3 protein-coding genes are annotated in these 1,840 nt (G+C 60.7%); all 3 read right to left on the bottom strand.

The features are described from left to right. Positions 1–703: glutathione S-transferase N-terminal domain-containing protein (locus ACVCAM_RS26335; protein ID WP_004099038.1), on the bottom strand; the 703-nt coding region annotated here is incomplete at its 3' end. 132 nt (positions 704–835) lie between these two features. Then, positions 836–1,375, bottom strand: coding sequence for a peptide-methionine (S)-S-oxide reductase MsrA (msrA, locus tag ACVCAM_RS26330; RefSeq protein WP_004099036.1), 540 nt, complete (start codon positions 1,373–1,375; stop codon positions 836–838). A gap of 1 nt (position 1,376) precedes the next feature. Next, positions 1,377–1,820 (bottom strand): peptide-methionine (R)-S-oxide reductase MsrB, encoded by a 444-nt coding sequence (msrB, locus tag ACVCAM_RS26325; protein WP_004099035.1) that lies wholly within the window; start codon positions 1,818–1,820, stop codon positions 1,377–1,379. Positions 1,821–1,840 lie beyond the last annotated feature (20 nt).

The raw sequence follows: 1,840 nt of genomic DNA, 5'->3' as shown, positions 1-1,840 counted from the left end.
ATGCAGGCCTCGCAGGAATTCGCAGGCCACGCTGTACAGCCGGTCGCGCCAGCCCGCGTTCGAGCCATGCCTGCACGTTCGAATAGCTGCTTAGGCCGAGGATGTCGCCCGCTGCGTAGAATTCGACCAGCGCATTCACCCAGCCAAACGTCGCAATGTCCGCGATCGAGTAATCATCGACAATCCATTCGCGGCCCTCCAGCCGGTGATCCAGGACCCCGAGAAGACGCCTGGATTCATCAACAAAGCGCTGCCGAGGTCGCTTGTCCTCATAGTCCTTGCCGGCAAATCGCAGGAAAAAGCCTAGCTGTCCGAAGGTCGGCCCAACGCCCGACACCTGAAAGAACACCCAGGCCAGAGTCTCGTACCGCTGGGCGGGTGTTGTTGAGATGAGCTGCCCCGTCTTGTCGGCCAGATAGATGAGGATCGCACCGGTTTCCCATATGCCAATGGGCTGGCCGTCAGGGCCAGCCGGATCGATGATCGCGGGTATGCGGCCGTTGGGATTCAACGACACGAACGCTGGATCCTTCGACTCGTTGTTCGAGATGTCGACGAAGTGGGGCTCATACGGCAGGCCAGTCTCCTCCAGCATCATCGAGACCTTGACGCCGTTGGGCGTGGGGGCCGCGTATAGTTGCAAGCGATCCGGATAAGATGCTGGCCAGCGCTGCGTGATGGGAAAGGAGGAGAGGTCTGTCATATCTGGATCCTGGCACTGCGACGGCGGCTGAATGGAATGATCTGCTTCAAGGCCGGGTTCGACGACCGCGTCGATTGACGCGGTCGTCGGAGGTTGCGAACCGGATCGGCGCGGCACTAACGGCAGCGAAGCCTATTCCGCTGCAGCCCCGGCCGCAGGGCTCACATCGCCGGCCTCATGCCGCTTTGGAAGAACCCAGTCGGGACGGACGAAGTGGCAGGTGTAGCCGCCCGGCCGCTTCTCCAGATAATCCTGGTGATCGGGCTCGGCCTCCCAGAACTCGCCGACCGGCTGGACCTCGGTCACCACTTTGCCATCCCACAGCCCCGAGGCATCCACATCGGCGATCGTATCCTCGGCGACGCGCTTCTGCTCCTCGTCGACATAATAGATGCCCGACCGGTAGGAGAGCCCACGATCATTGCCCTGGCGGTTCAGCGTCGTCGGATCGTGGATCTGGAAGAAGAATTCCAGGATGTGCCGGTAGCTCGTCACTGTCGGGTCGAAGACAATCTCGATCCCCTCGGCATGCGTGCCGTGATTACGATACGTGGCGTTCGGAATATCGCCGCCCGTGTAACCCACACGGGTCGAGATGATGCCGGGCCGCTTGCGGATCAGATCCTGCATGCCCCAGAAACATCCTCCTGCGAGAACAGCGCGCTGATGCATGTTAAGCCTCCTCTACTTGATCGAGATATTCACCGTATCCCTCGGACTCCATCTCGTCGCGCGGGATGAAGCGAAGGGACGCAGAGTTGATGCAGTAGCGCAGACCGCCGCGGTCGGAAGGACCGTCCGGGAAAACGTGGCCCAGATGGCTGTCGGCGTGTACCGACCTGACCTCCGTCCGGACCATGCCGTGTGCACTGTCCCGCACCTCGTTCACGTTTGCCGGAACGATCGGCTTGGTGAAGCTGGGCCAGCCAGTACCCGAATCGAACTTGTCCGTTGAAGCGAACAGCGGCTCTCCCGACACTATGTCGACGTAGATGCCAGGCTCCTTGTTGTCGTTGTGCTCACCCGTGAAGGGCCTTTCGGTCCCCGAATCCTGGGTAATCCGGCGTTGCTCGGGGGTCAGGCGGTCAACTGCTGCCTGTGACTTCTCAAACTTCATGATAGTCTCCAATAATTAAT

The sequence above is a fragment of the Enterobacter sp. CFEC122 genome, assembly GCF_052983755.1.
This window is presented reverse-complemented; position numbering and strand designations above follow the sequence as displayed.